33 protein-coding genes and 1 pseudogene are annotated in these 23,525 nt (G+C 54.5%); 21 read left to right on the top strand and 13 right to left on the bottom strand.

Annotated elements, in window-relative coordinates; translation table 11 throughout:
* Positions 1-63 precede the first annotated feature (63 nt).
* From ACQ86N_RS32080 to ACQ86N_RS32070, 3 genes are all read left to right on the top strand, one after another.
* A complete protein-coding gene (locus ACQ86N_RS32080; RefSeq protein WP_431210591.1) occupies positions 64-711 on the top strand; it encodes a hypothetical protein in 648 nt (215 codons plus the stop codon).
* Positions 695-925, top strand: coding sequence for a hypothetical protein (locus ACQ86N_RS32075; RefSeq protein WP_431210590.1), 231 nt, complete (start codon positions 695-697; stop codon positions 923-925). The genes ACQ86N_RS32080 and ACQ86N_RS32075 overlap by 17 nt, the downstream gene beginning before the upstream one ends.
* Positions 926-1,007: 82 nt before the next feature.
* Entirely contained in the window at positions 1,008-1,793 is a 786-nt protein-coding gene (locus ACQ86N_RS32070) for a CHAD domain-containing protein (protein WP_431210589.1), read from the top strand.
* Here ACQ86N_RS32070 and ACQ86N_RS32065 read toward each other — a convergent pair.
* Positions 1,781-2,491 carry a Crp/Fnr family transcriptional regulator gene (locus ACQ86N_RS32065; RefSeq protein ID WP_431210588.1) on the bottom strand — a complete coding sequence of 237 codons (711 nt, stop codon included), beginning with the start codon at positions 2,489-2,491 and terminating at the stop codon, positions 1,781-1,783. The two genes, ACQ86N_RS32070 and ACQ86N_RS32065, sit on opposite strands and share 13 nt — an antisense overlap.
* A 187-nt stretch (positions 2,492-2,678) precedes the next feature.
* On the opposite strand from ACQ86N_RS32065, the gene ACQ86N_RS32060 reads away from it, so the two are divergent.
* Genes ACQ86N_RS32060 through ACQ86N_RS32050 form a run of 3 tightly spaced genes read left to right on the top strand, consistent with a single transcriptional unit; the run spans position 2,679 to position 4,793 of the window.
* Positions 2,679-3,047 carry a hypothetical protein gene (locus ACQ86N_RS32060; protein ID WP_431210587.1) on the top strand — a complete coding sequence of 123 codons (369 nt, stop codon included), beginning with the start codon at positions 2,679-2,681 and terminating at the stop codon, positions 3,045-3,047.
* Complete coding sequence (locus ACQ86N_RS32055) at positions 3,029-4,357, top strand: chloride channel protein (RefSeq protein WP_431210586.1); 1,329 nt, start codon at positions 3,029-3,031, stop codon at positions 4,355-4,357. The genes ACQ86N_RS32060 and ACQ86N_RS32055 overlap by 19 nt, the downstream gene beginning before the upstream one ends.
* Before the next feature lie 4 nt (positions 4,358-4,361).
* Entirely contained in the window at positions 4,362-4,793 is a 432-nt protein-coding gene (locus tag ACQ86N_RS32050) for a hypothetical protein (RefSeq protein WP_431210585.1), read from the top strand.
* Between the two features lie 56 nt (positions 4,794-4,849).
* On the opposite strand, the gene ACQ86N_RS32045 is transcribed toward ACQ86N_RS32050, so the two are convergent.
* Positions 4,850-5,095 (bottom strand): DUF6496 domain-containing protein, encoded by a 246-nt coding sequence (locus ACQ86N_RS32045; protein ID WP_431217685.1) that lies wholly within the window; start codon positions 5,093-5,095, stop codon positions 4,850-4,852.
* Positions 5,096-5,240: 145 nt separating this feature from the next.
* On the opposite strand from ACQ86N_RS32045, the gene ACQ86N_RS32040 reads away from it, so the two are divergent.
* Entirely contained in the window at positions 5,241-5,591 is a 351-nt protein-coding gene (locus ACQ86N_RS32040; RefSeq protein WP_431210584.1) for a cation transporter, read from the top strand.
* A 190-nt stretch (positions 5,592-5,781) separates the two neighbouring features.
* Here the strand turns inward: ACQ86N_RS32040 and ligD are convergent, their stop codons facing one another.
* Both ligD and ACQ86N_RS32030 read right to left on the bottom strand, forming a co-directional pair.
* Entirely contained in the window at positions 5,782-7,182 is a 1,401-nt protein-coding gene (gene ligD / locus ACQ86N_RS32035; protein WP_431210583.1) for a non-homologous end-joining DNA ligase, read from the bottom strand.
* A complete protein-coding gene (locus ACQ86N_RS32030; RefSeq protein ID WP_431210582.1) occupies positions 7,173-8,594 on the bottom strand; it encodes a DNA polymerase ligase N-terminal domain-containing protein in 1,422 nt (473 codons plus the stop codon). The genes ligD and ACQ86N_RS32030 overlap by 10 nt, the downstream gene beginning before the upstream one ends.
* Positions 8,595-8,664: 70 nt before the next feature.
* On the opposite strand from ACQ86N_RS32030, the gene ACQ86N_RS32025 reads away from it, so the two are divergent.
* Complete coding sequence (locus ACQ86N_RS32025; RefSeq protein WP_431210581.1) at positions 8,665-8,904, top strand: hypothetical protein; 240 nt, start codon at positions 8,665-8,667, stop codon at positions 8,902-8,904.
* Positions 8,905-9,112: 208 nt separating this feature from the next.
* On the opposite strand, the gene ACQ86N_RS32020 is transcribed toward ACQ86N_RS32025, so the two are convergent.
* Positions 9,113-9,196 (bottom strand): hypothetical protein, encoded by an 84-nt coding sequence (locus ACQ86N_RS32020; RefSeq protein ID WP_431217684.1) that lies wholly within the window; start codon positions 9,194-9,196, stop codon positions 9,113-9,115.
* A gap of 191 nt (positions 9,197-9,387) precedes the next feature.
* Between ACQ86N_RS32020 and ACQ86N_RS32015 the strand changes: the two genes are divergently transcribed.
* Positions 9,388-9,855: a hypothetical protein gene (locus ACQ86N_RS32015; RefSeq protein ID WP_431210580.1), complete on the top strand. Its 468-nt coding sequence runs from the start codon at positions 9,388-9,390 to the stop codon at positions 9,853-9,855.
* Here ACQ86N_RS32015 and ACQ86N_RS32010 read toward each other — a convergent pair.
* Positions 9,816-10,841, bottom strand: a complete 1,026-nt coding sequence (locus ACQ86N_RS32010) for a PAS domain S-box protein (protein WP_431210579.1) — start codon at positions 10,839-10,841, stop codon at positions 9,816-9,818. The two genes, ACQ86N_RS32015 and ACQ86N_RS32010, sit on opposite strands and share 40 nt — an antisense overlap.
* Positions 10,842-10,994: 153 nt before the next feature.
* On the opposite strand from ACQ86N_RS32010, the gene ACQ86N_RS32005 reads away from it, so the two are divergent.
* Both ACQ86N_RS32005 and ACQ86N_RS32000 read left to right on the top strand, forming a co-directional pair.
* The gene (locus tag ACQ86N_RS32005) at positions 10,995-11,741 is read left to right on the top strand and encodes a DUF481 domain-containing protein (protein WP_431210578.1); all 747 of its coding nucleotides are present in this window, start codon (positions 10,995-10,997) and stop codon (positions 11,739-11,741) included.
* A 59-nt stretch (positions 11,742-11,800) separates the two neighbouring features.
* Positions 11,801-12,001 (top strand): SET domain-containing protein, encoded by a 201-nt coding sequence (locus ACQ86N_RS32000; protein WP_431210577.1) that lies wholly within the window; start codon positions 11,801-11,803, stop codon positions 11,999-12,001.
* Positions 12,002-12,382: 381 nt separating this feature from the next.
* Here the strand turns inward: ACQ86N_RS32000 and ACQ86N_RS31995 are convergent, their stop codons facing one another.
* Together ACQ86N_RS31995 and ACQ86N_RS31990 are read right to left on the bottom strand one after the other, a co-directional pair.
* The gene (locus ACQ86N_RS31995; RefSeq protein ID WP_431217683.1) at positions 12,383-13,231 is read right to left on the bottom strand and encodes a transketolase-like TK C-terminal-containing protein; all 849 of its coding nucleotides are present in this window, start codon (positions 13,229-13,231) and stop codon (positions 12,383-12,385) included.
* A 35-nt stretch (positions 13,232-13,266) separates the two neighbouring features.
* Positions 13,267-14,391, bottom strand: coding sequence for a hypothetical protein (locus ACQ86N_RS31990; protein ID WP_431210576.1), 1,125 nt, complete (start codon positions 14,389-14,391; stop codon positions 13,267-13,269).
* Positions 14,392-14,491: 100 nt separating this feature from the next.
* Between ACQ86N_RS31990 and ACQ86N_RS31985 the strand changes: the two genes are divergently transcribed.
* The 8 genes from ACQ86N_RS31985 to ACQ86N_RS31950 all read left to right on the top strand — a co-directional run bounded on the left by ACQ86N_RS31985 (position 14,492) and on the right by ACQ86N_RS31950 (position 18,796).
* Positions 14,492-15,592 carry a class I SAM-dependent methyltransferase gene (locus ACQ86N_RS31985; protein WP_431210575.1) on the top strand — a complete coding sequence of 367 codons (1,101 nt, stop codon included), beginning with the start codon at positions 14,492-14,494 and terminating at the stop codon, positions 15,590-15,592.
* Positions 15,593-15,662: 70 nt separating this feature from the next.
* Complete coding sequence (locus ACQ86N_RS31980) at positions 15,663-16,001, top strand: trehalase-like domain-containing protein (protein WP_431210574.1); 339 nt, start codon at positions 15,663-15,665, stop codon at positions 15,999-16,001.
* Positions 15,998-16,207 carry a hypothetical protein gene (locus ACQ86N_RS31975; protein WP_431210573.1) on the top strand — a complete coding sequence of 70 codons (210 nt, stop codon included), beginning with the start codon at positions 15,998-16,000 and terminating at the stop codon, positions 16,205-16,207. The genes ACQ86N_RS31980 and ACQ86N_RS31975 overlap by 4 nt, the downstream gene beginning before the upstream one ends.
* Entirely contained in the window at positions 16,204-16,443 is a 240-nt protein-coding gene (locus ACQ86N_RS31970; protein WP_431210572.1) for a hypothetical protein, read from the top strand. Before ACQ86N_RS31975 ends, ACQ86N_RS31970 begins: the two co-directional genes overlap by 4 nt.
* Entirely contained in the window at positions 16,433-16,585 is a 153-nt protein-coding gene (locus ACQ86N_RS31965; protein ID WP_431210571.1) for a glycoside hydrolase family 15 protein, read from the top strand. Before ACQ86N_RS31970 ends, ACQ86N_RS31965 begins: the two co-directional genes overlap by 11 nt.
* 13 nt (positions 16,586-16,598) lie before the next feature.
* Entirely contained in the window at positions 16,599-17,492 is an 894-nt protein-coding gene (locus ACQ86N_RS31960; protein WP_431210570.1) for a glycoside hydrolase family 15 protein, read from the top strand.
* A gap of 69 nt (positions 17,493-17,561) precedes the next feature.
* Positions 17,562-18,284 carry an NRAMP family divalent metal transporter gene (locus tag ACQ86N_RS31955; RefSeq protein WP_431210569.1) on the top strand — a complete coding sequence of 241 codons (723 nt, stop codon included), beginning with the start codon at positions 17,562-17,564 and terminating at the stop codon, positions 18,282-18,284.
* Complete coding sequence (locus tag ACQ86N_RS31950) at positions 18,239-18,796, top strand: NRAMP family divalent metal transporter (RefSeq protein WP_431210568.1); 558 nt, start codon at positions 18,239-18,241, stop codon at positions 18,794-18,796. The genes ACQ86N_RS31955 and ACQ86N_RS31950 overlap by 46 nt, the downstream gene beginning before the upstream one ends.
* Before the next feature lie 403 nt (positions 18,797-19,199).
* Here the strand turns inward: ACQ86N_RS31950 and ACQ86N_RS31945 are convergent, their stop codons facing one another.
* The 4 genes and pseudogenes from ACQ86N_RS31945 to ACQ86N_RS31930 all read right to left on the bottom strand — a co-directional run bounded on the left by ACQ86N_RS31945 (position 19,200) and on the right by ACQ86N_RS31930 (position 21,517).
* Positions 19,200-19,661 (bottom strand): DUF3175 domain-containing protein, encoded by a 462-nt coding sequence (locus tag ACQ86N_RS31945; protein ID WP_431210567.1) that lies wholly within the window; start codon positions 19,659-19,661, stop codon positions 19,200-19,202.
* Between the two features lie 53 nt (positions 19,662-19,714).
* Positions 19,715-20,208: pseudogene (locus ACQ86N_RS31940) on the bottom strand (ferritin-like domain-containing protein).
* Positions 20,209-20,213: 5 nt separating this feature from the next.
* A complete protein-coding gene (locus ACQ86N_RS31935) occupies positions 20,214-20,516 on the bottom strand; it encodes a hypothetical protein (RefSeq protein ID WP_431210566.1) in 303 nt (100 codons plus the stop codon).
* 149 nt (positions 20,517-20,665) lie between these two features.
* On the bottom strand, positions 20,666-21,517 hold the full coding sequence (locus ACQ86N_RS31930; RefSeq protein WP_431210565.1) for a KGG domain-containing protein: 852 nt from the start codon (positions 21,515-21,517) through the stop codon (positions 20,666-20,668).
* Between the two features lie 129 nt (positions 21,518-21,646).
* On the opposite strand from ACQ86N_RS31930, the gene ACQ86N_RS31925 reads away from it, so the two are divergent.
* Positions 21,647-21,898, top strand: a complete 252-nt coding sequence (locus tag ACQ86N_RS31925; protein ID WP_431210564.1) for a hypothetical protein — start codon at positions 21,647-21,649, stop codon at positions 21,896-21,898.
* Positions 21,899-21,918: 20 nt separating this feature from the next.
* Here the strand turns inward: ACQ86N_RS31925 and ACQ86N_RS31920 are convergent, their stop codons facing one another.
* Positions 21,919-22,998, bottom strand: coding sequence for a thiamine pyrophosphate-binding protein (locus ACQ86N_RS31920; RefSeq protein ID WP_431210563.1), 1,080 nt, complete (start codon positions 22,996-22,998; stop codon positions 21,919-21,921).
* A gap of 159 nt (positions 22,999-23,157) precedes the next feature.
* Between ACQ86N_RS31920 and ACQ86N_RS31915 the strand changes: the two genes are divergently transcribed.
* On the top strand, positions 23,158-23,514 hold the full coding sequence (locus ACQ86N_RS31915) for a hypothetical protein (RefSeq protein WP_431210562.1): 357 nt from the start codon (positions 23,158-23,160) through the stop codon (positions 23,512-23,514).
* The last annotated feature ends 11 nt before the right edge of the window (positions 23,515-23,525 follow it).

Raw genomic sequence — 23,525 nt, 5'->3', positions numbered from 1 at the left:
GACACTATATCGGGCTGGGAAATTACAGGGACGGGCGGCCGTTCGGCATCAGCCCCTGGCGCAGTGGTATCCTGCTGGCGGGGGCTTCGGAGCAGCGGGAAGACGACCTTTACCATCGCTATCATCGAGGGGTTCATGAAGAAGGGGTATCAGTATTGTTTGATCGATCCCGAGGGGGATTACCGGGAGCTGCCGGGGGCGACGGTCATCGGGAATGAACGGTCGCTGCCGCCGGTGGATGAGATCGAGCAGCTGCTGAAGGACCCGTCGCGGAATCTCGTCATCTGCACCTTGTCGGTGCCGCTGGATGACCGGCCGGAATTCTTCTCCCGGCTGTTGTCCGTGCTGGTGCAGCTGAGGAAAGATTATTCGAGACCGCACTGGCTGATACTGGATGAGGCGCATCATCTGGTGCCGTCCCCGTCGGGAATGCCGACAGCGAAGATGCCGTCGGATTTTTCTAACTTTATAGTAGTAAGTACGTCGCCGCATGCCCTGCATGGGGAAGCGATGTCGAAGATCGGGATGATCATTACGATTGGGGAAAATTCGGGATATCCTTTTGAGCAGTTCGGACAACTGGTGGGGGAGGAGGTGCCTGCGGCGATCCCGGCTTTGGAGAAGGGAGAGGTCTGTGTGTGGGAGAGGGGCGGCGGTCCGCCGGCGGTGGTGCGTTATAATCAGCCGAAGCGAGTTGCAGCAGCGGCATAAGAAGAAATATGCGCAGGGGGAGATGGGCGAGAATAGTTTTGTATTCAAAGGTGAGGAAGGGCGGTTGAATCTGGTGGCGAATAATTTACTGATGTTTTTGCATATAGCGAAGGGGGTTGATATCGACACGTGGGTGTATCACCTAAAGAGAAAGGATCTTACGAATTGGTTCAGGGGGACTGTTCATGACGAGGAGCCTGGCGAAGGTGGGTGAGGAGGCTGAGGAGATGGGGGATGCAGCGGCGGGGAGGAGGAAGGTACTCGAGTTTATACAACAAAAATATACCGGCTGAATTATGGTGAGGGTTCACCTGCAGGGAGGGAGATATGCTTTCCAAAAAAGACAAAAGAAATACCTGACGAAGAAGGAGAAGCAGTGGCTTCTTCAGCTGCATGTATTTGGCGAATCGGGGGATCCGGAGGCCATACATCAGCTGAGGCTGAATATAAAGAAGGTGAAGGCTTTTGTGCAGATGATGAAGGCGTGTTCGGACAAGCGGATCGTGAAAGATTTCGGGCCGTTTAAGAAGATGTTCCGTCAGGCGGGAAAGATCAGGGATGCGGGGAATAGTCTGAAACTGCTTAAACAATTTGAGGTGTCGTTTGCGGAGTATAGTGAGCGGCAGGAGCGGCTGCAGAAGGAGGCGGAGGTAGTTTTTAATGAGCGGTCGGAGGAGTATAAGAAGAAGGGGAAGAAGGCGGGGCGGCGGCTGCAGGCGGATCTTCATGCCGTGCGGAGCCGTTGTATCAAAGACTGGTATGCCTCGAGACTTATCAAGATAAGCGTCCTGGTGACGGCGAGCGGGGATCTGCTGCATGAGGCGCGCAAACGGATAAAGGAGCTGTTGTACGTGGAGAAGTTATTGCCGCCGGCGCTGGCGCAGGAGATTAGGCTGGATAAGGATTACCTGGACAGGCTGCAGGACGCCATTGGAGACTGGCATGATATGGCTGTTATCGTTGAGACCTATGCGGGGCGGGAGGGGGCGGACAGTCAGGCGATGGTGGACGAGTCGGGGAGGAGGGAGGCGAAGGTGCGCATGCTTGCGGGTGATTTTTATCTCAAGGCTCATTTGACATAGGCGGCCAGCATGTCCGGCTGGTTGATCTTTATATTTTTCCCTTCTGTTGTGATTATCTTTTTCTCTATTAGTTCCGTAAAAAATTTAAAAACGGTTTCGTAGGTCGTGCCTGCGTAGGAAGCTATGTCCTGGCGGGTGAGGGTAATTGCGAGGAACTGGTCGGGGTTGTGGCCGAAGGTGCGGCTGATGTCGAGGAGGGCGTCGGCTATTCTCCCTTTTACTTCCTGGTGGGTGAGATTGCGCATGCGGTGTTCGGCTTTCTGGAGCTCGGTGGCGTAGAACTGCATGAGGGTGTAGGTGAGGGAGGGGTTGGCTTTTAGGGAGGCCTCCCAGAAGTCGTTGGGGATGAAGCAGACGGTGGTGTCTTCGAGGGCGGTGGCGGAGACGGGGTAGGTGAGGTCCGGGGGCACCGGGGTGGTTTTATCGGGGGTGGCTGGTTTTTCGGGGGTGCCGGTTTTTGGGGGCGTGCCGGGGTCGATGGGGGCCCGGGGATTGCTGCTTAGACCACGGTGGCCGACGATGTCGCCGGCGATGGCGAAGCGGATGATCAGCTCTTTGTTGTCTGTCCATGGGGCGTGGATCTTGGCGGCGCCAGAATAAATAAAGAAGATGCCCTGGACCTTTTCGCCGATCTGGAAGATGGGTTTGCCCTTTTTATGACAAAAGTCGATTTTTTTATGGCGATGAGTTCTTTCCACTCGGGGATGCAGTGCTGACAAAGGAAACAGTCGTCGAGGCCACACGGTACTTTTAGCATGGTGTAATAATAAGGAATTGGATTGGATTTGATTTGGGGTGGTATAAAATATTGCGTATTTAATATTATTTTGTAAAAATAACAGCGTTAACTTTGAAAAAGATGATTTGTGCAATAATTTTGCGGGCATGAGAAATAATGGTGACCGAATACCCCTTTCCACTTCCCTTGGTGACGTCGATGCCATCCGGCTGTCGGCGCGGAGGGGTGCGCCGGTGAACAAAAGGGTTTTTTACCTGAGTGTACAAGTGATTGTAAATGCGATTGTTATTGGGCTAATAGCCAAGGGGCTGGTCTATCTGATCAGCCTGATCACGAATCTTTCTTTTTACGGCCGGTTCTCTGTGGCGGAAGCTTCTCCCGCTGGTAATCAATTGGGTGTGCTGGTTATTCTGGTCCCGATCGTCGGGGCTGTGATCGTCGGGTTTATGGCGCGTTATGGCAGCCGGGCTATCGGGGGCATGGTATCCCCGAAGCGATGGAGAAGATCATACTGAGCGAGAGCCGGATACCTCCTGCAATTACCTTTTTGAAACCGTTGTCTGCGGCTATCTCGATCGGGACGGGTGGACCTTTCGGTGCGGAAGGGCCTATTATCGCTACCGGCGGGGCCCTTGGTTCTGTTACCGGTCAGTGGATACATATTTCTTCGAGCGAGCGTAAGATCGTTCTGGCGGCCGGCGCCTGTGCGGGTATGGCGGCGATATTCGGCAGTCCGCTGGCGGCGGTGCTGCTTGCGATCGAGTTATTGCTGTTCGAGTTCTCGCCGAGGTCGGTGATCCCCGTGGGGCTGGCCTGTGTGACGGGCGCGGGTATGCATATTCTTTTGTTCGGGCATCAGCCCGTGTTTGCGATGGGGGCGGTGCCTACGCCTTCGGACGGGGCGCTGGCGGTGTACGTGCTGATGGGCGCCTTTATTGGTGTCGTCGCGTCTCTGGTGTCGCGGAGTGTATACTGGATCGAGGATATGTTCGAGAAGTTGCCGATCCACTGGATGTGGTGGCCGGCGATAGGGGCGATAGCGATCGGTGTGGTCGGTTATTTCGCTCCCCGCACGATGGGGGTGGGTTATGATAATATCACCTGGCTGTTGAAGGGAGACGGGGCTCTGGCGGTGGTCGCGAGTCTGTGTTTTCTGAAGTATCTGTCGTGGTCCATTTCGCTGGGCAGCGGGACTTCGGGCGGGACGCTGGCACCTTTGTTCACGATTGGCGGTGCGCTGGGTGCGCTGATGGCGGGGGTGATCCTGAACGTCTTTCCGAACAGCGGAATCAATATCGCTACGGGTGCGCTGATCGGGATGGCTGCGATGTTTGCCGGGGCTTCGCGCGCCTGGCTGACCGCTATCGTGTTTTCCCTCGAGACGACGGGTCAGATGAACGGTCTGCTGCCTTTGCTGGGAGCCTGTGTGGCGGCGTATTTTGTCAGTTTCTTTTTGATGAAAGGGAGTATCATGACGGAGAAGATCAGGAGGCGGGGGGTGAAGACGCCGGACGCTTATGAGCCGGATATTTTGCGGGGAGTGACGGTGAAGGAGCTGGTGATACCCGTGAAAGTGGAGGAAGAGCGGCATTCTGTACTGTCTACCGACGATGCGGGATATGCGGCTGAACTGATGGGTAAGCACAATACGGATGTGCTGACTGTCAAAGATGAATCTGGTGCGGTGCTCGGTATGATCACCGCGCGGGCGCTGCTGAACTATTACAGCCGGCAGCGGCAGAAAGAGCATCTGTATGAGTCTCCGGCGAGGACGCGGAGGATGCTGGTGCAGGGAAGGAAATTATTGAGAACCTATAAAAATTAAAGTTATGGCTAACGAACAAGAACATTCGGTGTTTTTCAGGACTATGATGACCGGGCTTTTTGTTGGAATCATTGACACTGTTATCTGTCTGGCTTATAATATTTTTTACCGTGATTTTACGGGGTATGTGCCTTCGGAATTTATCAATGTATCGTCGCTGATCTTTGGGATTAATCTGGTCCTGCTGATCATCGGGATGATCTACTATCTGTTCAAGCGGGTTGCGCGTGGCGGGGACGCGATCTTTGGGGTCGTCTTTCTTGCGGTAACGTTGTTCCTGGCGTGGAAGACGGAGATGATCCAGCGGTTTGCGGACGTCCATGTGAACCACGAGTTCAGGGGGTTGCTGCTGGGGATCGTGCTGATCTGTGGGGTAAGTGCGGCATGTTTGCCGTTGTTCTATAACAGTAGGAAGTTTAATGAATTTGCTATATAGGAGGGGGTGGCCGGGGTCTGTTGGCCCCGGTTGAGGTTGATTGGTTGGAGGTTGGATTACCGACTTTTTTTGAAACGGCTTTTTCCTGGGGGCCGTTTTTTCTTTGGTGCGCCTCTCTTTTTGGCGGCTGATTTCTTTTTTGGTGCGCTTTTTTTGGAGGCTTTTTTGGCGGTTTTTTTGGGTGGGACTTTTTTGCCTTCTTTGCGGGCTTCGGAGAGGCCGATGGCGATGGCCTGTTTACGGTTTTTGACTTTTTTGCCGCTGCTGCCGCTTTTCAGCTGGCCGTGCTTTTTTTCGTGCATGGCTTTTTCTACCTTCTTCTGTGCACCTTTTGAATATTTTGCCATACGATGATTTTTGGTTCAGTGGAACTGCTGTAAAAAGCGGGCCAGTTTTCGAGGCGGTATGGATATAGGGTTTTAAAGACGAAATGAGCTGAGGAAAAGATTGCGCAGTGTCCTCAATGTTCTACAAGATACGGCCATGTGGTGGGAGGCTATCCGGATGAGTAAGGATCCGGCCGATTTTATGGGATTGTTCGAAGACGGTGCGGCGGTGTTGGGGATAATGGTCGTGTTTGTACTGCTGTGGGTGGTAGAACGGACGAAGAATCCGTATCTGGATGGGGTAGCTTCTCTGCTGGTGGGTTGTCTTCTTACTTTCACTTCGGCTGTGCTTGCGCGGGAGAGCAGGAGCCTTCTGATCGGAGAAGGTGTCTCGGAGAACTGCCAGGATTGGTGGAATCAGGGAGAAGATCAAGGACCGGTATCCGAAGATCGCTTATGTGGTAAGGGTTAGCGGCGTCACGCGGATTGGGTTAGCGGTTTTACGCGCGTTGGTTGGGGGTGTTACGCGGTTTGAGTGAGGCGGTCGAGGGCTTTTTCCATATCGATGCCTTTTCCGAGTACGGGTTTATAAAGATCGCCCGTCTCTTTCAGGCGGTCGGGGACGTTCTTTATGGTGAAGTCGGATATTTTCAGTCCTTTTTTTACTTCGTCCCAGTCGAGGGGGTAGATACTGTCGCCCCGGGTTTGGGACGGGCTGAGTAGACGGCCGCGATAGTGGCCTGTGGCCTGTTCTGGAGGAAGTCGAGGTACATGCGTCCTTTGCGGGCGGAGACCGTTCGTTCGAGTGAAGTATAGGATGGGATCTCTTCCTGTACGCGTTGGACGATGACGCGGGCGAATTCCTTTGAGTGTTCGTAGTCATATTTGGCGCCGAGGGGGAAGTAGATGTGTATGCCGGTCGAGCCCGAGGTCTTTGGGTAGGAGGTGATGCCTGCTGTTTCCAGGACTTGTCTGGTGATCTGTGCGGCTTCGATGACCTGTTCGAATTTCGTGTTTTTTCCAGGGTCGAGGTCGATGATGCAGAAGTCGGGGTTGTCAGGAGTTTTGACGCGACTGCTCCAGGGATTGACTTCGATGCAGCCGAGGGAGATCATATAGAGCAGGCTGGCTTCGTCGGTGCAGACGAGGAATTCCTTGTCTTCTTTGTCGCCTTCGCTGTGGTAGGGGAAGGTTTCTATCCATTCCGGGACTTTGCCGAGGACGTTCTTCTGGTAGAAGCTGGGGCCGGTGATGCCGTTGGGGAATCTGTTGAGTGACTGGGGACGGTCCTTCATATAAGGCAGGATATAGGGGGCGACCTGGTAGTAGTAGTTGAGCAGGTCTCGTTTGGTATATTTTTCTTTAGGCCAGAATATTTTGCTGAGGTTGGTGAACTGGATGTCGTGTCCGTTGATCTTTTTTGTCTGGGTTTCTTCGGATGGGTTGAGGAGTGTTTTCCGGTCGGCTGGTGGCGTGGGTCTGGTCAGTTGCTTTGAGGGAGTGGAGGACCTGGATGGGGACGGTGATTTGGCGGCTGGTTGTGTTTTGGTGGACATGGTTTTAGATTTTGGTGACGCGGAGGTGTTGGAGGGGTTGGAGGAGGAGGTTTTGGATGTTTTTTTGGGTTCGGGGGTTTGGGGTTGGGCGGAGGCTTTGGACCGGGTAGAGGTAGAAGTTTTGGACCGGGTGGTTTGGGCGGAAGGCTCAGGGGTTTGGATGAGGGATTTGGAGACATGGAGGGCCTTTTCTCTTACTACGTCTTTGGCGTTCTTGTCTTCGCGCATGCCTTCGAAGGAGGGATGGCGCATGACGCCGTCTTCTGTCATTTCGCGGAAGGAGACCTCGCAGACCAGTTGGGGTTTTAGCCAGGTGGCTTTAGCGTCGGGAGGTTCGGGACGGAAGCGGGACGGTTTGTTGATATCGGGGACGGTACTGAAGGGGGAAGTTTTTTGAACGAGGGGCCGGAACTGCTGCATCATTTCCTTTTGCATTTTGTCGGTGAAGCCGGTGCCTATCTTTCCTGTATATACGAGTTTGTTTTTTTCGAATACCCCTACCAGCAATGAGCTGAAGAGTTTGGGGCTGTCTTCGTTGCGGGTGTATCCGCCGATGACGACCTCCTGGCGGCTGGCGGTCTTGATCTTGAGCCATTCGCGGGTGCGGACGGCGGGGGTGTAGAAGCTGTCTGTTTTTTGGCCATGATGCCTTCGAGGCCGGCTTTCTGGGCGGCGGCGAAGAATTTCGTTCCGCTGACGTCGAAGCTTTCGCTGTAGCGGATGATGCCTTCTTTTGGAACTATGGATTCGAGTAGCTGGCGGCGTTGGGAGAGGGGCAATCCGGTGAGATCGCGGCCGTCGAGCCAGAGGAGGTCGAAGAGGTAGTAGATGAGTTCGCCGTCGGCTTCGCTGCGCCAGTTCTGCAGCGCGTTGAAGTTGGACTGGCCTTTGTCGTTGAGGACGATGAGTTCGCCGTCGAAGACGGCGTCGACGGACCAGTCTTTAAAGGCCTCGTATATGGGGTAATATTTTTCGAATGATTTATTGTTGCGGCTGCGGAGCTCGATCTTTCCTTTTTTCAGGTAGGTGAGGGCGCGGTAGCCGTCCCATTTATTTCGTAGGACCAGCCTTCGTCGTCGAAGGGTTTGTCGACGAGGGTGGCGAGCATGGGGGAAATGTCTTTGGGCATGGGGGCCTTGCGGCCGGGGTTGGTGGGGAGGGTTGGGGTGGATTTTTTGGAGATTTTGGGGGCGGATTTGGAGGCGGTTTTGGGGGAGGTTTTGGGGGTGGATTTGGCGGACCGGTCGCTCTGCCACTTGGCGGGAGCGGGGATTTTTTTCGATCTGTTCGAGGGTTTTGTTGGAGACGACAGATTTGTCTTTGTCGGTGATGGGTTTGTCGGAGGCGTACTGGTCGCGGTGTTTTATGAGGAGCCAGGAGTTTTCGCCCCGGCCCTGGGTTCGGACGAGTGCGAATTCGCCTTTTAGTTTTTTTCCGTTGAGGCGGAATTTGAGGGAGCCGTCCTTTAGTTCTTGCAGGAGGAGTTTCTCCATGGTGGATTTGGAGGAGGATCCGTTGCCGGCGGTTTTTGCGGCCGCTTTTTTGGGGGAGGATTTGGGTCGGGAGACCTTGGTTTTGCCGTCGGAGTGGTCGAGGGGTTCGTAGGTGCCTTCGTCCCAGACCATGACGGTACCGGCGCCGTAGTTGCCGGCGGGGATGATGCCTTCGAAGTCCTTGTAGTCGAAGGGGTGGTCTTCGACCATCATGGCGAGCCTTTTGTCGGCGGGGTTGAGGGAGGGGCCTTTGGGTATGGCCCAGCTTTTCAGGACCCCGTCCATTTCGAGGCGGAAATCGTAGTGAAGATGGGAGGCGTCGTGTTTCTGGACGACGAATTGCAGAGCTTTAGCCGAGGGCTTCCCGCCCCGGGGTTCGGGTGTGTCGGTGAAGGACCTTTTTTTCCTGTATTCTTTGAGCGCCATAATTTGAGGGGGTCGCAAAGCAGATGCCAGCCTGAGGCCCTAACTTTGTATGTACCATAAAAATACCATTATGACAACGAATCAAAGTAAAAAGACAAAGGAAAAGGATCCGGTGAAGGAAGCATATGAGCAGGCGGAGAAGGATATTTTGAAAGACCCGGAGTTGAGTGATGATGATCCTACGGATGATCTGGACGAGGGGGAGTTGGCCAGGAAGGATAATTCGGATGAGGAGGCTCTGGATGCGTTGGAGAAGCCGCGGAAGAAGCCGGGAGGGGGAAGTAGGGGTGTGAACCGCGGGGGGAGGTGAACCGTGAGGGGGGGGTGAACCGTTGAAGCGGGGGGAGTGAACCGTGAGGGGGGAGTGAACCGTTGACGGGGGGAGTGAACCGTTGACGGGGGAGTGAACCTCTGAAGCGGGAGGAGTGAACCGTTGACGGGGGAGTAAATCGTTGACGGTGTGAACAGTGAGGGGTGAAGGAATGGGAACTGGTGTGGGACAGGTGTGAACCGGGAAGTTAGGCGAGGGGGAGGGAGAAGTAGAAGGTGGAGCCTTCGCCTTCTGAGCTTTCGGCCCAGATGGAACCGTTGTGCCGGTCGATGATCTCTTTGGAGATGTAGAGGCCGATGCCCAGTGCCGCTGATGGCGTGATGGGAGTGGTTTACACGATAGTAGCGGTGGAAGATATTTTCGAGGTGTTGTTTGGGGATGCCGATGCCGCAGTCGCGGACGCTGACGATGACGTGGCCGGGGGTGGAGGCGGATAGTCCGGAGGGGGTGGGGCGGCCGGGGGTGAGGATCGATGATGGTCCGGAGGTGGTGGGTTGGCCGGGATTGGGTTGGCCGGGTTTGGACGTGGCCGGGGGAATGGCGATGGGATGGAATGATCTGCCGGGGGATGGGGGTGACCTCGATGTAGATCTTGTTGGCGTGGGGGGAATATTTTATAGCGTTGGTGAGGAAATTGATGAGGACCTGTTCGATCTTGGTGGAGTCGGCCATAACGAAGACATCCTGTTCGGGGATGCGGCTTTCAATGATATGGCTGGTATTGATCTGCCAGACGGTCTCGATGCATTCTTTGACCAGTTGGGTCAGGGAGGTTCGCCTTGCGGAATATTCCAGTTTGCCGGCGTGGATGCGGGTGACATCAAGGAGGTCGGTGATGAGGCGGTTCAGCTTGTTGACCTGCCTCAGCGCTTTTTCGATAAAATCTTTTGTCAGCCGGGCGGGGCCTGGTCTTCCAGCAATTGTAAATAGCCTTTAATGGTGGTAATGGGTGTCCGGAGTTCGTGGCCGGCCACGCCGATGAATTCGTCCTTCAGGGAGCTGAGCGTCTTGACCTCTTCATAGAGTTTGGCGTTGTCGATGGCGACGGCGGCCTGTGGGGCGATGCCTACCAGCAGTTTCTCGTGTTCGGCGGTAAACATTCCCGGGAGGGAATGGCCGAAGAAAAGGCCACCGATGACTTCGCCGGATGTGGAGGTCACGGGTACGGCGAGGTAGCTGACGACCGGCAGGTGTCCGGGGGGCATGCCATTGTAGGGAGGGGTGTTGCCGTAGCGCGGGTCGAGGCGGATGTCGTCGGACCGAAATATCCCTTCGCCATTGAAGGTCTTGCTGAACAAGGGCGTGTTGCGCGGCATGCTATAGCCGCTAAAAGCCTCTTTGGACGCGCCTGAGAGTGTGTAGAGCATATAGGTTTCCCCGTTGCTGTCCTTCCTGTTATAGAAGAATGCCCCGAATTCGGCGCCTGTGAGGCGGGTGGTGATATCGGTGAGTTTCTGAAGGATGGATTGCAGCTCAAGTTTTTCCGAGAGGGTATGGCCTACGGAGAGCAGGTATTCGAGGTTCCGCAGGTGTTTTTGGGTTTCCAGTTCGGCCCTTACCTGGTCGGAGATGTCGCGGGCGATCTTGGAGGCGCCGATGATGGTGCCGTCGGCGTTCTTGACCGGCGAGATGGTTAGAGAGATGGGTAGGGTAGAGCCGTCCTTTCTAACGCGGATCGTCCGAAAATGCTGTACGCGCCGGCCGTGGCGGATGTTGTCGATGATCATGTCCTCCTCTGCCAGCCGGTCTTTCGGTATGAGAATGGAGATGTGTTTCCCAATGACTTCGACTTCCTGATAGCCGAACAGGTGTTCGGCTGCGTTGTTCCAGCTGGTGATGTATCCTTCCAGTGTTTTACTGATGATAGCGTCTTCCGAAGAGTCGATAATGGCAGCCAGTATGGCTTGCTTGTCCATTGGTTTTGTTAGGTTTCAACGCTCAATTTAGCGATAAAACTTCAACAAAAATGCGGAATGTGCGCGGGGAGCATTAAAATGTATTTTGTCTGCATGGCTCGGGAATTGCATATTCTCCCTCTCGTGAGATGGATATCCCTATTAGTTTTATCGATGGTACCGTCAGTTGTTCGGAGCCAGGACAGGAAGGCGGCGGCGGACTCTGTCCACCATACGGATACGGTGCATTATCACTACAATTATTCGGGTACGGGTACGCTGAATAATACCAATTCACTCCACAGTTATGTACTGAGCAACAGCCTTAAGCTAAGCATGGCCGAGAAGAGCGCTACGGTCGATTTTGCGAACACGTGGTTGTATGGCAGGCAGAATGCCGTGCTGACGAATAATGATTATTCCGGTTCGCTGGGGCTTAATCTTTATAAGACACTCAGGCATGCCTACTATTGGGGGATGGCCAATTACAATACGAGCATTCCCCTGATGATCAATCATCAGCTGCAGGCGGGGTTGGGGATAGGATACAATATTTTCGATAAGAAAACGGCCACGCTGATCGTTAGTGACGGCCCGCTATACGAGAAGGGTGATCTATACGATAGTCTATATGGCGGGCAGAATGGGAATGTATTCCAGCGGGACCGGTACCAGACTGTGCGAAACTCTCTGCGCGTGCTTGGTCATTTTGTGATCCAGGACCGTTATACGCTGGATGGGACGTTCTTTTTGCAGAACAGTTTTGCCTACTGGAGGGATTATATACTGCGGCTGAACGGCGGCGTTGGCATTAAATTATATAAGTGGCTGGCGCTGACCTCTTCATTTTCTTATAGTAAGTTTACGCGGACGAGGGGCCGTAATACGCTGATCTCTTTTGGATTGACGATACAGAAGTAGGGGGATAGGTATTATGATGCCAAGGCCCTATATTTGCGCGGTCTCTAATTTTTATCTACATGCCGTTATTGGAAAAGCAGCTTGTTGTCAAGCGTTCGACGTTGAAGGGTGCCGGTAAGGGGCTCTTTACGACCAGGGATATTCCCAGAGGAAAAAAGATCGTAGAATACAAAGGCAAGGTCACTACCTGGAAGGAAGCTGGATTCCCGGGATGGTATGAACGGGTATATTTATTATGTAAACAGGAACCATGTGATTGATGCTGCCGATACGAAGGAAGCTCTGGCGCGGTATGCCAATGACGCCAAAGGGTTGGTTCGGACCGAGGGAGTCAGGAATAACAGTACCTACCATATCGAGGGTAAAAAGGTGTATATCGTCTCGATGAAAAATATCCCTGCCGGCAGTGAGATTTTGGTTGGGTATGGGAAGGAGTATTGGGATATTATCAAAGAGAACTGGGGGAGAAATAGGGTAGCCCCCGGGGTGCCGGGGGCTGAAAGATGTCGGGTGTCCGGAACTATAGGAGGTCGGATTTGCGGGCTGGGGGCTGGACGATGCGTGGGTGGCCGATTTTGCTGTGCTGCCCGCGGCGATCCGTTAGCCCCGCAGCAGCTTTTTGGCCCGGTTTACAACATTGTCTACCGTGAAGCCGAATTCCTTAAAAAGGTCGGCGGCGGGGCGGATTCGCCGAAGCGCGTCATGCCGATCATGTCTCCTTCATCGGTCGTGTATTTCTGCCAGCCCATTGGTGAGGCGGCTTCCACGGCAAGTCTTTTCTTGATTCCTTTTGGCAGGATCTTTTGTTTGTAGCTTTCGTCCTGTCGTTCGAACAGTTCCCATGAGGGCATGCTGACGACGCGGGCTGCGATGCCGTTCTCTTTCAATTTTGTCTGCGCCTGCAGGATGAGTTCGACTTCAGAGCCGGTGGCGATGAGGATGAGTTCGGGTGTGCGGTCGGGTTCGGACAGGATATAGGCGCCGTTGCTGAGGTCACCGGTCTTTTTGTATTTGTCCATTTCGATTATGGCTACGTTCTGCCGGGTGAGGACGAGGGCTACCGGGCCGTCCTGGTGCTGGAGGGCTGCTTTCCATGCGAGGGTTGTCTCGTTGGCGTCGGCGGGGCGGATGACCATCATATTGGGGATGCTGCGCAGGCAGGCGAGCTGTTCTACGGACTGGTGTGTGGTGCCGTCCTCTCCGAGACCGATGCTGTCGTGCGTGTATACGAAGATGGGTCTGATCTTCATGATGGCGGCGAGGCGGATGGGAGGGCGCATATAGTCGGAGAAGATGAGGAAGGTGGCGCCGAATGGGACGATGCCTTTTGTCAGGGCGAGGCCGTTGAGGACTGCGCCCATGGCGTGTTCGCGAATGCCGAAGTGAAAGTTCCGGCCGCCGGGGTCCTGGGGGGAGAAGGAGGGATAGTCTTTGAGATTGGTCTCTGTGGATGGGGCCAGGTCGGCGGAGCCGCCGATGAGTTGCGGCAGGGACGAGGCGATCTTGTTGAGGACCTTGCCCGAGGCTACGCGCGTGGAAAGTTTGCCTTCTTTTCCGTCGGAAGGCTGGAATGTGGAGGGCAGCTTTTTTCCCAGCCGGCGGGGAGCTTGCCCCGGAGGCCGAGCTCGTATTCCGTAGCCAGCTCGGGATATTTTTCTCTGTAGGCTTCGAAGAGGCGGTTCCAGTCGGCCTCGAGCTGCAAGCCTTTGGAGCCCGCGTTGCGGTAGTATTCCAGCACCTGACCGGGTACGACGAAGGACTCATCGGGTTCGAACCCAAAGAATTTCTTTACCAATTTCACTTCATCGGCGCCGAGGGGAGCGCCGTGTGCTCCGGCGGTGTCGACTTTGTTGGGGCTGCCGTAGGCGATATGGGTCCTGACCTTTATGAGGGATGGGCGGGTCGTTTCGCGCTGGGCTCGTTCTATGGCCTCCTCAATGGCGCCGATATCGTTGCCGTCGTCGAGCACCTGTACGTGCCAGCCATAGGCTTCGAAGCGCATGGCGGTGTCTTCGTTGAACGTAATATTTGTATTTCCTTCGATGGTGATGTGGTTGTCGTCGTAGATGTAGATGATGTTGCCCAGTCCCATGTAGCCTGCCATAGAAGCGGCTTCCGAGCTGATGCCTTCCATCATGTCACCGTCGCTGCAGATGGCGTAGATATTATAGTTAAAAAGTTCAAAGCCTGGCTTGTTATAGCGGGCGGCGAGCTGCCGCTGGCCGATGGCGAGGCCGATGCCGTTGGCGAATCCCTGTCCCAGCGGGCCGGTGGTCACTTCTATGCCGGGTGTGAGGCCGTATTCCGGGTGCCCCGGGGTTTTGCTGTGCAGCTGTCTGAACTGGCGGATATCGTCGAGGCTCAGGTCGTAGCCGGTGAGGTATAAGAAGCTGTACTGGAACATGCAGGCGTGGCCGGCGGAAAGGACGAAACGGTCCCGGTTAGGCCAGTCGGGGTGCTGCGGATTGTAGTGCATGATCTTTGACCAGAGTACGTGTCCCATGGGCGCTATAGCCATGGGTGTGCCGGGGTGGCCGGAGTTGGCTTTCTGGACGGCGTCCGCGGAGAGGACGCGAACGGTGTTGATGCAGAGCTGTTCGAGGTCTTTGGTCTTTGCTTCTGGCGCTGGTTGCGTTGTGGAGTGTGCCATAATGGAGATGATTGAATTATGGTTTGAGAAAAATATTGTACCAGTGTGTACGGCGGGAAGGGGCGGCATGCCAATTGAGGCGATACGGTAAAATAAAGTTATGGCATTATCCGATATCGTCGTCGAAAAGATTCGGAAGGAAGGGGCTCTTTCTTTTCATGATTTTATGGAGATGGCCCTTTACTACCCCGGTCAGGGATATTATATGTCTACGGGAGAGCGGCTGGGGCATGGGGGTGACTATTATACGAGTCCCTATCTTACCCATCTTTTCGGGGAGATGCTGGCCAGCCAGCTGGAGGAAATGTGGCAGGCGCTGGGACGGCAGCCGTTGACGGTGGTCGAATATGGCGCGGGGACCGGGTTGCTTTGCCGGGATATTTTGCATCGGCTGAGCGCCAATGAAGAGCTTTATGCCTCATTGTGTTACTATATCATAGAGAAGAGCGAGCCCATGCGGCAGCGCGAAAGACTGCTGTTGCCTGATAAAGTGCAGTGGGTAGCGTCGATCGCAGAGATCTCGCCGCTAACCGGTGTTGTACTTTCCAATGAACTGTTGGATAATTTCTCAGTTCATCAGGTTGTCATGGAGGATGAATTGATGGAAGTGTTTGTAGAATACGAAGATGGTTTTCGGGAGGTGCTGCGGCCGGCGGATGAAGCGTTGAAGAACTATCTGCATCAACTGGGGGTTGTCTTGCCGAAGGGGTACCGAACCGAGATCAATCTGGAAGCGACGGAGTGGATAAAGGAGATATCGGCAGGGCTGCAAAAAGGATTTATCCTTACCATCGATTATGGGTATCCTTCTTCCGTGCTGTACGGCAAAAAAGACGGGACGCTGATCTGTTATCACGGGCACCGTATCAATCACAACCCATACGATCTGATCGGACAGCAGGATATTACCAGCCATGTCAATTTCTCCGCGCTCGACTATTGGGGGCGTATGAATGGGCTTGAGTGCTGCGGCTATACCACCCAGACGCATTTTCTGCAGGGTCTGGGGATCACGAATCATTTGCAGAAGATCGAGGCGGCGGGTCCGGAGGACCATGACCCTGCTACGCGGCAGCAGCGGATGTGGCGGATGAGGATGTTGTTGCTGGAAATGGGGAGGAGATTCAAGGTGCTGATCCAGCGGAAGGGGCTTGATAAAGTGTTGTTGTCGGGGATGCAGTTTGCGCAGACGCTGGGGTAGGAAGTGATGGGTCGGGCGGGGCGACGGGTAGGGTGGCCGGCGGCCTGGTTTTTGCAATTTAGCTGGCAGCATGAGCTATCAACCCATAGAGAATTACGGCATTATAGGTAATCTCAACACCGTGGCGCTGGTTGGACTTAACGGGTCCATCGACTTTATGTGTTTTCCACAATTCGACTCTCCGAGTGTGTTTGCGCGGCTGCTGGATCAGCGGAAGGGCGGCTATTTTTCCATCAACCCTGAATTTAAGGAGATGAGGACGAAGCAGCTGTATCTGCCGGATACCAATGTGCTGCTGACGCGGTTTCTGTCGTCTGAGGGAGTGGGCGAGATCACGGACTATATGCCGGTGGGGCAGCAGGTGGTGAGGAGGCTGATTCGGCGGCTTACCATGGTGCGGGGGAGGTGAAGTTCAAACTGGCCTGCTGCCCCCGATTCCATTACGGAAAGGAAAAGCACCGGATAAAACAGAATAAGGAAAAGGAGATCGTCTTTCATGCCAGCGGTAGAAGTGGAATAGCCGTGCGACTGCAGGCGAGTGTGCCCCTGGAGGTGCAAGGTTCCGATGCGATGGCGGAGTTTACGCTGAAGGCGGGGAGACGGCGGATTTTATGATCGAAAATGCGGAGAACGAGGCGATCGGTGATGAGTCGTTTTCGCAGGCGTTGACGGAGAGTCTTTTTACGACTATCCACTACTGGAAGGACTGGGTCAGCCGGTCGACGTACAGCGGGAGGTGGATGGAGGTCGTGAACAGGAGTGCCCTGGTGCTGAAGCTGCTAACCTCGTGTCAGTACGGGTCGATCATCGCGGCGCCGACCTTTGGTCTGCCCGAAACGATTGGGGGGTAAACGTAACTGGGACTATCGTTACACCTGGATCAGGGATGCCTCCTTTACGGTGTATTCTTTTATCCGTCTCGGCTACACCAAGGAGGCCGGGGCTTTCATGAACTGGATCGAGGGGATATGCAGGGACATAAAAAGAGCGTGAGCGGCTGGGTATAATGTACTCGGTCGACGGCAAACGCCAGCTGGCGGAGTATCAGTTGGAAAATTTCGAAGGGTACAAGGGTTCGAGTCCTGTCCGTATTGGCAACGATGCATACGGCCAGCTGCAGCTGGATATATACGGCGAGCTCATGGATTCGGTGTACCTTTATAACAAATACGGGGAGCCGATCTCGTACGATTTCTGGAAGGACCTGGCGATACAGATGGACTGGCTGGCGGAGAACTGGGACCAGAAGGACGACAGCATCTGGGAAGTTCGGGGCGGAGCGCATAATTTTCTTTATTCCCGTCTGGCCTGCTGGGTGGCGCTCGACAGGGCGGTGAAAATCGCGGAGATGCGGAGTTTCCCGATAAACGGACACTGGAAAAAACAGAGAGATAAGATATACAAGCAGATCTTTGATGAGTTCTGGGACGAGAAGCAGCAGGCTTTTATGCAGTACCCGGGAGCGAAGACGGTGGATGCTTCGAGTCTGCTGATGCCTCTGTTCCGGTTTATAAGCCCGAAGGATCCGCGCTGGCTTTCGACGCTGAAGAAGATCGACGAGGATCTGGTGACCGATTCACTGGTCTACCGTTACCGGCCCGAGGTGGCTGCGCCGGATGGGTTGAACAGCAGGGAGGGAACCTTTTCGATGTGCAGTTTCTGGTATGTGGAGTGTTTGTCCCGGGCGGGCGAGCTGGACAAGGCCCGGTTCTATTTCGAGAAGATGCTGGGTTATGCGAATCATCTGGGTTTGTATTCCGAGCAGTTGGGTTATGAGGGGGAGCACCTGGGTAATTTTCCGCAGGCGTTCACGCATATGGCATTGATCAGCGCGGCCTATAATTTGAACAAGCAGTTCGACGACAACAGAAACAAGAATATTAATCTGGATGAGATCTAGGTTTTTAAAAACGTACTATAACTCTTGAAACGCACTGCCAGGAAGGCCCCAACCGGTATAAAGAAATTTTTGAAGACGCTTGGTCCAGGTCTTGTGACCGGAGCGAGCGATGACGACCCATCCGGGATAGTGACCTATAGCCAGGCCGGCGCGCAGTTTGGACTGGCCACGCTGTGGACGGCGTTGCTGACCTTTCCGCTGATGGCTGCCATGCAGGGGATGGCGGCGCGAATCGGACTAGTCACTGCCAAGGGGTTGAGCGGAACGTTGAGAACCTATTATCCGAGGTGGGTGATGTACGGTATGATCGCTTTTTCCTTCCCCGCGGTCATCATGAATATCGGCGCCGATATCCAGAGTATGGGAGCGGTTGCGAATCTACTGTTTCCGGCCATACCGGCGCTTGCGTTCAGTATATTTTTTACGGCGCTGCTAATGTATATCATCATTCAGTACTCCTATCAGCGGATGGCGGCCCTGCTGAAGTGGCTGTGTCTGGGGCTTTTGCTTTATCTGATCGTTCCTTTCCTGGTGCATCCGAACTGGGCGGCCGTTGCAAAGGCTACCTTTATTCCGGAGATCCATTTGAATAAAGAATTTATGAGCATTATCGTCGCCATCCTGGGGACGACGATCTCGCCTTATCTTTTCTTCTGGCAGGCGACGATGGAGGCGGAGGATCAGCAGCATGTCCGGCAGAAAAAACGTCCAGCAGGATCGTCGTGGACAAACGGGTGCTGGGCAATATGCGCAGCGATGTCAATTCGGGGATGTTCTTTTCGAACCTGGTGATGTTCTTTGTGATCCTTACCGCGGGAACCGTGTTGTTCAATGCTGGGGTGAAGAATATCGACACGGTCGAACAAGCTGCCAAGGCGCTGAAGCCGCTGGCGGGAAATCTGAGTTATGTGTTGTTTGCTGTCGGAGTGATCGGTACGGGCTTTCTGGCGATACCGGTGCTTGCCGGTTGTCTGTCGTATATTCTGGCGGAGACCTTTAATTTCCCGATGGGGCTGGACAAGAAGTTCAACCAGGCGAGACCTTTTTACGGCGTGGTCATCGTAAGTCTGCTTGCGGGATTGTGTATGCAGCTATTCGGTCTGTCGCCGGTGAAGGCTCTGCTCTACACGGCCATATTATATGGGGTGACGGCTCCTGTAATGGTGGCCGTTATACTACATATTGGTAACAATAAAACCATAATGGGGGAACACACCAACAGCCGGTTCTCCAATATACTTGGTTTTCTTACGCTTATTCTGATGACTGCAGCCGCAGTAGCATTGGTCTGGTTCCAGTTCTAAATTTTAGCAAAAAGAATTTAATTTCTGTTAACAGTCTGTTTGGCTTCCATTAACAGGTCCGTGTATACGCGCGAGGTTAATTTTATTAACCTAAAAACTAACGTGATGCCAAAAACTGCTATACTCCGGAACCTATTCCAAATATGCGGATAATGATCTGCGTAAGAAGAGCTGGTTCTTTATCGGGGCGATGAGGTATCTGACCGATACGATGAAGTCGGTACAGGGATTCCGTGAGTATTCCGGGAAGCCGCTGGTAAAATGCGGTGAAGAATAGGGCGTTTGCGCCGGCTGACTGGCCTGCTGCTAAGTCGCAGGTGGTTGGGGTGCCCGATAAAGATTTCTACTTCACATGGGGAAATATGGATTGGCCCGCCTTCGGCGGGCCGTCCTTTTTTGGGGTTTAGCGGGACTGTTTGTGGCGGGATGGGTTTTTTTGGGAGTCTTTTTCGTGGAGGGCTTTTAGTTTTTCTTTTGCTTCATTGAGGATGGCTTTTTGTTTAGCGGGGAGGTTTTTGCCGGCGCGGTTGATGTAGAAGTTGAGCATGGACATGGCGGACTGGTAGGAGGTTCCTTTTTTGCGGGTGCTTTTTTCGGCGGAGTGTTCGAGGGAGTGGGCTATTTTATTGGGGGATTTGGATTTGAAGATGTCTTTGTCGAGGTCGAGGGCGTTGGAGTGTTTGGTGACGGAGGAGGACCATTTTTTCGCGTTGGGGGTGGTGGCTTTTTTGGAGGATTGGGAGGTTTTGGGGCCGCGGGGGGTGGACGATTTCTTAGCCGGGTAGCTGCCGGTGGCTTTTTTGGAGGATTGGGAGGTGGCGGATTTGGAGCCGCGGTGAGAGGAAGATCTTTTTGTGGTTGGCATTGTAGTAAAATTTAATGATCCTGCTGGTCCGGGTGGGCCGGCAGGATCATGTGTTATTCGATGGGTGAAGAGTGGTTTGGCCCGGTGGAGCCTTCGTGTTCGGCGCGGAGGTTGATGGAGTTCTCGGCGATCTCGGTGAGGTGGGCGTCGGTGTCTTCTTCTTCGACCAGGGTTTTGTCGAGGAGGTCGGCGGCGTCGTGGAGCTGCATGGTGATGGCGAGCTGTACCAGGCCGCCATAGGTAGCTATCTCGTAGTGTTCTACTTTTTGGGCGGCGATGATGAGGGCGGCGTCGCGGGTCATTGTGCCTTCTTCGGTCTCGTCGATGATGGATTCCACTCGCGGGAGATGCCTTCGATAGCCTCACATTTTTTCCCTTCGGCGTGCTGGTCGATCGTTTCGAATACTTTTTCGAGGCGACGGACGTGGCGCTGGGTTTGGTGGAGGTGGTCTTCGAAGGCTTCCTTCAGTTCTTCTGTAGTGGCGGCTTTCTGCATTTTTGGAAGTGACTGGAGGATCTTGTTCTCCGCGTAGTAGATGTCCTTCAACTGGTCTAAAAAGAATTTTTCGAGGGGTGAATCTCCCTCGAAGGAGCCTTGTTGCCCAGCGTCTTTTTGAGCAGAAGAGTTCTGTCTGCTTCTGCCAGTTGAGCGGTCGTTGGCGCGGGGGAGTTTTCCTCGTCGTTGTCTGTCTGGCGGCCGGATGAGGAGCCGGTCTGCCTGCTGCCGGCGGAGCCGGACTGGCGGTTGTCTGAGGAGCCGGGCTGGCGGCTACCTGTGCGATTTTGTGCATTGGATGATCTGCCAGTTGAGGCAGGGGTCTTCCTTGTCTTTGTAGCATTTCTTGTATTTTTCATAATGAGAAAATTTTTATTGAGATTTAAATCCCGGAATGGACTGAGCCCGACGGTGGCGGACGGAATCCGGATTCGATTTCGAGGAACAAACAAATAGAGTCGTTGGCAACCCTATTTGTTTGTCGTATTTAATGGGTGTTGCCGCGTGGTTAGCGGCTGCGCGAGTTGCGGCTGCCGGATGACCCGCTGCCATAGCCTGAGCGGCCGCTGCGGCTGGTGAACTGGCCGCGCGAGTTGCGGGACTGGCCCGAGTTGCCCTGGCGGCTGCGGGAGCCGTCGTTGCTGCCGGAGCTTCTGCCTGAAGAACCCTGAGATGAGCGGCCACGACCGGAGTTGTATGAAGAGCGTCCCCTTCCGCCGCCGCCTTCGTCATGGCCGTAGCGCCCGCGTTGTTCGTGGTAGGCGCGCCCGCCTTCGCTGGCGATGCGTCTGACCTGGTCGCGGTCCATGGAGGCGAAGCCGCGTCTGCCGGTGCCGGAGCCCTGATTCCGGGAGCTTCTGTTTTGGGCGCCCCGGTTGCCGCTGCCCTGGGAGTAACCGCGGTTCTGATTGCGGTTGCGGTCGTAGTCACTGGAGGTGTTGCGGTTATCGTAGTCCCGGGACGACCCGCGGTTCTGGTTGCGGCCGTAGTCGCTGTTGTAGTTACGGTTATGGTCGCGATCGTAGTCGCGTCCGCCGCTGTCGTAGCGGCCCTGCCGGTCGTTGCCGCGGTCGTCCTGATCGTAGCGGGAATACGGTTGATTGTAGTCCTCTTCATCGTCCTCGTCGTAGTCTTCTTCATAGTCGTCGTAGTCGTCGTCCTCTTCGTATTCCCCGTACATGGCGGAGGGCTCTTCGTCTTCGTCGTAGTCTTCATCGTAGTCTTCGCCATAGTCCTCTTCCTGCCGGTACTGGTTGCCGTACCCGCCGTGGGACGCTTGTCCGCCGCGGCGTGCCATCTGACGACGTTCGTCCGGATCCATCGACGCGAAGCCGCGTCTTCCTGAATTTCTCGTTGCCATACCTCAAAGTTTTTTGATGAAAAAAAATAAAGAACCAAATAAGTGAAGCGCTTCGGGAGAGGTTGCCGAAAAAACTATGCCATGGGACGGCATAGGAATTTCATGGATATATAAATAAATTATTCAGTCATGAGTGTGAAAGTTCCGACGAAAACGAAAGTTAAAAAGGCGGCCGGGAAAGCGGCAGGCAAGGGGGTGCCGGTGGCGCAGACCTGCGAGAAAGGGTTTTGTTATGAGCTGGAGGTTTCTTTGAATAATGACATGATGGGGATCATCCGGTACGGGAAGAGTGGATGGGAAATGGATCTGGTGAATGATCAAAAGCTGGTGGATGCTATAGGAGCGGAAATTGTTAAATATTTTGGAGAGGAGCCGGAGTGATAATTCAGGTGTTTTGGTGGTCAGCCGTTCCCGGTGGGGGAGGCCTCGAGCCCGACTTCGATGAGGGCGGGGGACTTGGTGGCGAGGGCGTGCCGCAGGACAGAATGAAGCTCTCCGGGTTGTTCACAGGCATAGGCGTCTATGCCGTAGCTGGCGGCTAGTTTTGTAAAATCTATTGAATAAAGACTGTCTTTTATGAGGATTACCTTTACCGGCAGTTGACAGTATACTGCAGCGGAGAGGTCGTCCATGAGGGTTGCCGAGTCGTCGTCGTTGACGAGGGCGACGCACTGACGGTTGGGCCAGGCCAGCGGGCGGCCAGGGCAAAGGAAGCCGGGTGTTGCCGGGGCGTTGGCGATGACAAGAATCTGGCCGGTTCTGGTACGCCAGTGGTTGGTGGAGAAGATCATGCGGGCTCCGGGATCGACGGCGAGGATGGCGTCGTCTTTTATCTGGTGGCATATTGCGGCGGCGAGGTATTGGGGCCAGATGGCGGCGTCGGTCCGGTTAGGCCTTTTGGCTGGCTGGTATTCGTCGGGCTGCCGCTGCGGTGTGTCGAGGGTGATTGAGATGTGGGCGATACCGGGTGTATGGAGGGCCGAACGGCAGGCGAGGTCTACGACGGTCAGGGCGTCGATGGGGCCGGTAATCTCCTGTTCAAATACGGCGAATGGGGTGCGGGGCGTTTCGTGGTCGACAGCGCAGGTGATGGCCGGGATGGGCGTCGCTTCTCTGGCGGCGTCGGCCAGTCCTTTGAGGAGCTGTTCGGCGGATGTGCAGTTAGTTGCGATGCAGACCCCGAGGTTACCCGTGCATTTGGTAAAGCTGGCGGCCATGAAGGCGGCGGATCTTTCGTGGTGGACGGAGATATATCGGATGGAGTCTTTTTTCATCAGGGCCTGGACCAGCGGGTTGTCATTATCTGAGTCGAGACCGAAAACTACGTCCACGTTCCATTCGGTCAGTTTTTCTACTATGACGGTGGCGGTAGCGTCAGGGGTGATATTCACGGAGGCGGTAGTGTTAGGGGGAATGCCTGCAGAGATGGCAGGGGAAATATTCGTGGTGGCAGTAGTGTCAGGGGGGATTGGTGGCGGCATCGGCCGGGCCGACCCGTTGTTGTTTGGGGTTTGCGAGTTCTTGCGTCAGGGGATACATGTTTTTGGGCTTTAAACAGATAAAGTCCCGCAAAAGGCAGGCCGAATTGTCCGGGGCGACGGGGGTATGCAATTTGCCGTGTTACGGGGAAACAACGACTTATGATCAATGCGAATACGCCCGAGAGCATGAATACTTCCTCCCAGGTAATGGAGACGCTGCGACAGCACAAGATAGACAATGAGTTCCGCTGGACGCCTGATGGTTTTACTGTAGGAAAGGGTAAGGTGTATCAGCCGGAGGATCTGTTGATTCTGAAAGCTTTCCGGTTCGAGGGTGTCAGCGATCCCGCCTATATGGAGATCCTGTATGTTATCCGCGCCAAAGACGGGGTGATGGGGTATAGCCTGGATGCCTATGGGACTTATAGCAGCCACGAAGATGAGGAGGGGTATGACAATTTTATCAGGAGGATACCGGAGGCCGGTCATGATCAGCAGATGCCCTTTGAGCTGTAGGGTACGTGCCA

Origin of the sequence: Puia sp. P3 (genome assembly GCF_050632245.1) — a bacterium.
GTDB lineage: Bacteria > Bacteroidota > Bacteroidia > Chitinophagales > Chitinophagaceae > Puia.
Note: the sequence above shows the minus strand (reverse complement) of the source record. Positions and strands in the feature narration are given on the sequence as shown.